The sequence below is a fragment of the Rheinheimera sp. genome, from assembly GCF_036568245.1.
GTDB lineage: Bacteria > Pseudomonadota > Gammaproteobacteria > Enterobacterales > Alteromonadaceae > Alishewanella.
The window spans coordinates 1-5,881 of record NZ_DATCSY010000008.1; the positions used below are offsets into that span (position 1 = coordinate 1).

Here is a 5,881-nt window from a genome sequence, read left to right on the forward strand (position 1 = left end):
CCTTTACCATCGAGCGGTGTACCGACACCGTCAATCACCCGCCCGAGTAAACTCATGCTAAGCGGTACACCTTTAAAATTCAGCATAGGCGTAACTTTGGCGCCGGGAACTACACCGGACACATCATCTTTTGGCATCAGGTAAATGCGGTCATTGGCAAAGCCCACCACTTCGGCCATGATATCGCCGCGTGCGGTTTCGACACTGCAAGGCTGCCCAATAGCAGCGCTGCAGCCAGTCGCTTCCAGTGTCAGGCCGACTACCCGCACCAGATGACCGGAAACAGAAGGTTTTGAACTGTGAACATAGCCCAGCTGCTGCTGCAAAAACTGACTTAATGCTTCACTGCTGGCCATAGTTATTCCCCAGTCTCAGGGCTGTCAGCGTGCTGCTGCAACTGCAGAAAATGCTCGAGGCTACTTTGAACACGCTGCGTTAACGTGCGGTCGACACTTGAGCGGCTACTTTCCACCATACAACCGCCCTGGCCGATAGACGATTCTGCCCGCAGTTGCCAGCCACGCTCGGCAAGGGCTTCTGCACCGTAAAACTGTTCAATAGTACTGATGTCCTGCGGGTTGAGCTTTATCAGCAGCTGCGACGCATCCAGCGGCAGTGCACTGATAGCATCACTTACTGCCTGCAATATAACCTGTTGATTAGTTTTAACTTCAACGGCAATTACAGCCTGCGCCATTGCCAGGCTCAGCTCCAGCAATTGCTGTTTTACCATCGCATCAACATTTGCCAGCGGCTGCTGCAGTTGATCCAACAAAGTACTCAGCTGCGTTAACTTGCTATTGAGCTCTTCCTGTCCATCAGCCAACCCTTGTTTTTTGCCTTCGGCCTGCCCCTGGGTAAAACCATCCTGCTGGCCTTGTTCGCGGCCTTCACCATAGCCTTTACTGAAACCTTCGTCTTTGCCTTCGGCAAATCCCTCATCGTAAGCAGCCTGACGGATTTGCTCAATGTCATCAGCCGTCAGTGGTTTCAGGGTTAACTCTTCTTCTTCCTGTGGTTTCTGTGCTTTCGCAACCGGCTGGGTTTTATTCAACGCATTGGTACGGGTATTACGCTTCAACTGCTCTGATGTCAGATCCGGTGTCTGCCACTGCTGTAACAGTTCTTCGGTGTCATCATCCGGCGAAAATGGCCGTTTATACTTAAATGCATCAACTGACATATGCGCACTCATTTACCTTACAGGAAGTCATCACCGCCGCCGCTCCCTAACATAATTTCGCCGGCATCAGACAAGCGTCGTGCAGTAGACAGAATTTCTTTTTGTGCAGCTTCCACATCACTGACGCGCACCGGCCCCATGGCCTCCAAATCGTCCTGCAGCAATTCTGCAGCCCGTTTTGACATGTTCTTGAAGATTTTCTCTTTTAAGTTTTCGTCTGTGCCTTTTAGTGCCTTCATCAGCACATCCTGCTGCACTTCACGCAGCAGCACCTGAATACCGCGATCATCCACGTCTATCAGGTTTTCGAACACGAACATCAGATCCTGAATTTGCTGCGCCATTTCTTCGTCATGCTCACGGATAGAATCCATCAGCTGACCTTCAATGTTGGTATCCATGTAGTTCAGGATGTCGGCTGCAGCTTTTAAGCCGCCCATTTTCGCGGTCTGGGTACCCGCCTGACCCGCAAACTGTTTCTCCATAATCTCGTTCAGTTCCTGTAATGCAGCCGGTTGTACTTCTTCCAGGTTGGCAATACGCATGGTTAAATCCAGCCGCACTTTTTCCGGGAACTGCGACAAAATTTCGGCGGATTGTTCAGGTTCCAGATAAGACAATACGATCGTCTGGATCTGCGGGTGTTCGTTGCGGATAATATTCGCTACCTGCTTCGAGTCCATCCACTTCAGTGAATCCAAACCTTTGGCACCACCGCCTAACACAATCTGATCTATCAGATTAGCGGCTTTTTCTTCACCCAATGCAGCTGTTAAAGCACGCTTGATAAACTCTTCACTCTGGAAGCCAATGGTGCTGAAATTCTGAATTTGCTCAATAAACAGCCGGTGCACAGCACTGATTTTAGCCTGGTTCAGATCGGTCATCTGCGCCATAGCCAGACCAACCTTCTGCACCTGTTTTGGCTCTAAGTGTTTCAAAATCTGCGCTGCATCTTCTTCTGATAAACTCAGCAACAAGATGGCTGCTTTTTCAACACCGTCCAGTTTGCCAACGTCAAACGCCGGCTTTTTTGCTTCTATGCTACTCATCTTCAGCCAACCAGTTTTTCACTACCAGAGAAGACAGTTCAGGTTCATTGGCAACCAAGGCCCGCACTGCGCGTAATAAATCATCATCACCATGTAAGTCTGGCAGCATCAGAGTGCCATCCGGTGCAAAGCCCACGGCATTCTCATCAAACGTTGAGCTTAGCATATCAATGGTGTCATCCCCTAAGTCCAGCCCGCTGCTAAGCGCAGAGTCATCATAGGCTTCTTTGGTATCTTCAGGGTAAATCAGTTTCTTCAGCATTGGCCGCACTATCGCCAGGATCAGTACGATGATAATCAGACCGCCAATGGCAAGACGTACAACTCGCAGGAACCATTCTTCTTCGTAGAAGGCAGGTGTCGGCGCAGGCACCACTTCATCTTTCATAAAGGGTACAGAGATCACTTCAATCATATCGCCGCGCTGGGCATCAAAACCGATACCACCTTGCAGTAAGCGACGGATATTGGCCAGTTCAGCCTGAGCCCGTGGCTGTGGCTCGCCGTTTTCACCTGCCACGTAATCTATTGCAACTGACACACTTAAGCGCCGGATCACGCCACTTTGCTGTGAAATATGGCTAATAGTGGTATCCAACTCGTAGTTGCGGGTCGCTTCTTTATGGTTACGGCCAGGTACAACCGGCTTGGCGTTGCCGCCGGTAGCTTGCTCCGGAATATTGGAGTTCAGCGGAGGCTGATTAGACAAGGCCCCGGGAATACCGGCACTTAAACCACCGACACTGTTTTCCTCAATGGTCATTTCACTGCGAACGGCAGGTAAGTCAGGGTTAAACCGCTTCTGTGTTTGCTCTGTGGCGGTAAAATCCATATGCAAGTCAACCTGAGCGGTATAGTTACCATAGCCCAGTACCGGCATTAATATAGAGTCAACTTTCTGACGGTATTCTTCTTCACGGGTACGCTGCAGTTCGTACTCTTTGCGGGTGCGGGCAGAGCTGGCATCCTGAGAACCACTGTTCAGTAAACGGCCATTCTGATCGGTTACGGTAACTCTTGACGGCGATAACCCCTGCACAGCAGAAGCCACTATATCAACGATAGCGTCGACTTCGCTGTCGCGTATGACCGTACCGCCACGCGCCGTAACCAGCACTGTTGCTGATGGCAGTTTCTCTACCCGGGCAAACACATTCTCTTTTGGTATTGCCAGTAATACACGGGCTCTTGCTACACTCTGCAGCTCTTCAATAGTGCGGGCAAGCTGCTGCTCACGGCTATGTTTTAACCGCTCCATTTCCAGACGCTGGCTAACACCAAAGCCGCTGTCCTGCAGCAGAAACTCGGTGCCATTGGAGGGCTCTTGTGTTAACCCGGCGCGGGACAATGACAATTTAGTGCTCTGAAATTTGTCTTCAGCCACATAAATCACATTACCCTCAAGCGTATAGTCTATTTTTTGCGCATCCAGATGATCCAGTGTCTTGATCAGCTCTTCCGTCGGGAAGGTACCCAGTGGACGCATTTCGGGTTGACGGGCCCACATAATGATCAAAATCGCGATGGCCAGACAGATGGTCAGCGCCACGATCAGCGTGATCTGACGCACCAAATCCATGCCACCTAACGAGCCGACAAAACCGGATTTTTGCTCCTGCTGCTCACCACTACTGTAATCATTACCAGTCAGAGCAAGCTCGGTTGATTGATTTTCAGCCACAAGCTATTCCTCCGTTACACCGGCATCGACATAATGTCTTTGTACGCTTCAACCAGCTTGTTGCGTACCTGAACTGTCGCTTCAAAGGCTAAAGATGATTTCTGGCTGGCGATCATGACCTGTGCCAGCGACACATTAGGGTCACCCAGTTCTACCGCAGTGCGCATTCTGCCGGTTTCCTGGGCGAGATTGTTAACGTGGCTAAGCGCACTGGTCAGCATTGAACTGAAATCGCTTTGGCTGGGGTTAACCTGCTCTGTATTTTGCAGCCGCAGTTCAGTGCCAATTCCCCTTGCCTGACCTGCAAGTGATTGCATTTCTGCATAAAGTGCCTGACCTTTAATATTCATAACGTTACCCGTCAAAAAAATGCTGCAACTTGTATTACCCCTAACAAAGCAGGAGTTATGCCAAGTTTTAATTGCATGGAATATAAAGAAAAAACCCTCTTTAAGAGGGTTTTTATTAATTCAGGCAGGTAAGTCGATACCGCTGTCGCGCATTCTGGCAAGCTTGTAACGTAACGTGCGGTCGCTTATCCCCAACTTCAGTGCCACCTCTTTACGCCGGTTGGCACAGGCTTTCATCGTTGCCAGAATAATCCGGTGTTCCTGCTCATGCACACTGTGTTTAAAATTAGTGCTGCTGTCATCGGCTACTTCACGCGGCCCCTGCTCTGCTAACGCCGCATTGTCAGGCATTGCCAGCGCAGACTGCGCCATATCGTCCGGTTCCAGCATAATGTCCTCTGCCATTATTGTGCTGCCCTGTGCAATGATCAGCGCCCGCTGTATCACGTTATCCAATTCACGCACATTACCCGGCCAACTGTACTGGCTAAGACGCAAACGGGCTTCTGCCGTTAAAACCGGGATTGCTTGTCCGGTTTCAGTGCAATGACGCTGCAGCAAATGCTCTGCCAGTGGCACTATATCTTCCGGGCGTTGGCATAACGCAGGCCAGATAAGCGGAAACACGTTCAGGCGGTAAAATAAGTCCTCACGGAAAGCTCCCTCGGCCACCGCCTGCTTTAAATTACGGTTGCTGGTTGCCAGCACCCGGACATCGAGTTTAATGGTTTTACGCCCGCCCAGACGTTCCACTTCCCGCTCCTGCAATACCCGCAGCAATTTGGCCTGCAGGTTTAAGTCCATTTCAGTAATTTCATCCAGCAGGATAGTGCCTTGCTGTGCCTGCTCAAATTTGCCGGGACAAGCGCTGATAGCACCGGTGAAGGCACCCTTCTCATAACCAAACAGCGTTGACTCAAGCATATTTTCCGGAATAGCAGCGCAGTTTATCGCGATAAAAGGCCCGTTTCTGCGCTCTGATAACTGATGAATGTAGCGCGCCAGTACTTCTTTACCGGAGCCACTGGGGCCACCTATCATCACACTGACATCTGTCGCGGCAACTTTGGCGCAAAGTGCAAGCAGTTGTTTACTACCAGGGGCCGCTGCAACAGGTTCAATATTGCCGGACGGTTCAGTGCTGACATAACGGCTGACAGTACTGAGCAACACTTGCGGTGAAAAAGGTTTCGCCAGATAATCGATAGCGCCAAGCTGAATGGCCTCGACTGCCGCCTGCACCGTCGCATAGGCAGTCATCATCAGTACCGGTAATTGCGGGTGACGCTCGCGCAGCGTCTTTAGTAGCGTCAACCCGGATACGCCCTGCATTTGTACATCACTGATCACCAACTGCACCTTATGTTGCTGCAGCAATAATAAAGCCTGCTCAGCGCTGTCTGCCGCCAGCACCTGATATTGCGCCAGCATCAGCGTATCCTGCAGTGCTTCACGCAAACCGGCGTCATCCTCAACCAGTAAAATACGTTGTGTCATTCGCGTGCCTCCTGAGCACTGTGTGAAAGTGGCAGTAGCATTTCAAAGCACGCTCCCTGCGCCATCGGCACATACCGTACAGAACCATGATGTGAATGCGCCACTGCCTGAACAACGG

The 5,881-nt window shown here is 50.8% G+C and carries 5 protein-coding genes and 1 pseudogene; all 6 read right to left on the reverse strand.

Annotation, left to right across the window (positions count from 1 at the left end; genetic code table 11):
* Positions 1-356: pseudogene (gene fliI, locus VIN66_RS00345) on the reverse strand (flagellum-specific ATP synthase FliI); the annotation flags it as partial.
* A 2-nt stretch (positions 357-358) separates the two neighbouring features.
* A complete protein-coding gene (gene fliH / locus VIN66_RS00350; protein ID WP_331922136.1) occupies positions 359-1,183 on the reverse strand; it encodes a flagellar assembly protein FliH in 825 nt (274 codons plus the stop codon).
* A gap of 17 nt (positions 1,184-1,200) precedes the next feature.
* Positions 1,201-2,235, reverse strand: coding sequence for a flagellar motor switch protein FliG (gene fliG / locus VIN66_RS00355; protein ID WP_331922137.1), 1,035 nt, complete (start codon positions 2,233-2,235; stop codon positions 1,201-1,203).
* Complete coding sequence (gene fliF / locus VIN66_RS00360) at positions 2,228-3,916, reverse strand: flagellar basal-body MS-ring/collar protein FliF (protein ID WP_331922138.1); 1,689 nt, start codon at positions 3,914-3,916, stop codon at positions 2,228-2,230. The genes fliG and fliF overlap by 8 nt, the downstream gene beginning before the upstream one ends.
* A gap of 14 nt (positions 3,917-3,930) precedes the next feature.
* Positions 3,931-4,266, reverse strand: coding sequence for a flagellar hook-basal body complex protein FliE (gene fliE / locus VIN66_RS00365; protein WP_331922139.1), 336 nt, complete (start codon positions 4,264-4,266; stop codon positions 3,931-3,933).
* Positions 4,267-4,386: 120 nt separating this feature from the next.
* On the reverse strand, positions 4,387-5,763 hold the full coding sequence (locus VIN66_RS00370) for a sigma-54 dependent transcriptional regulator (RefSeq protein ID WP_331922140.1): 1,377 nt from the start codon (positions 5,761-5,763) through the stop codon (positions 4,387-4,389).
* Between the last annotated feature and the right edge of the window lie 118 nt (positions 5,764-5,881).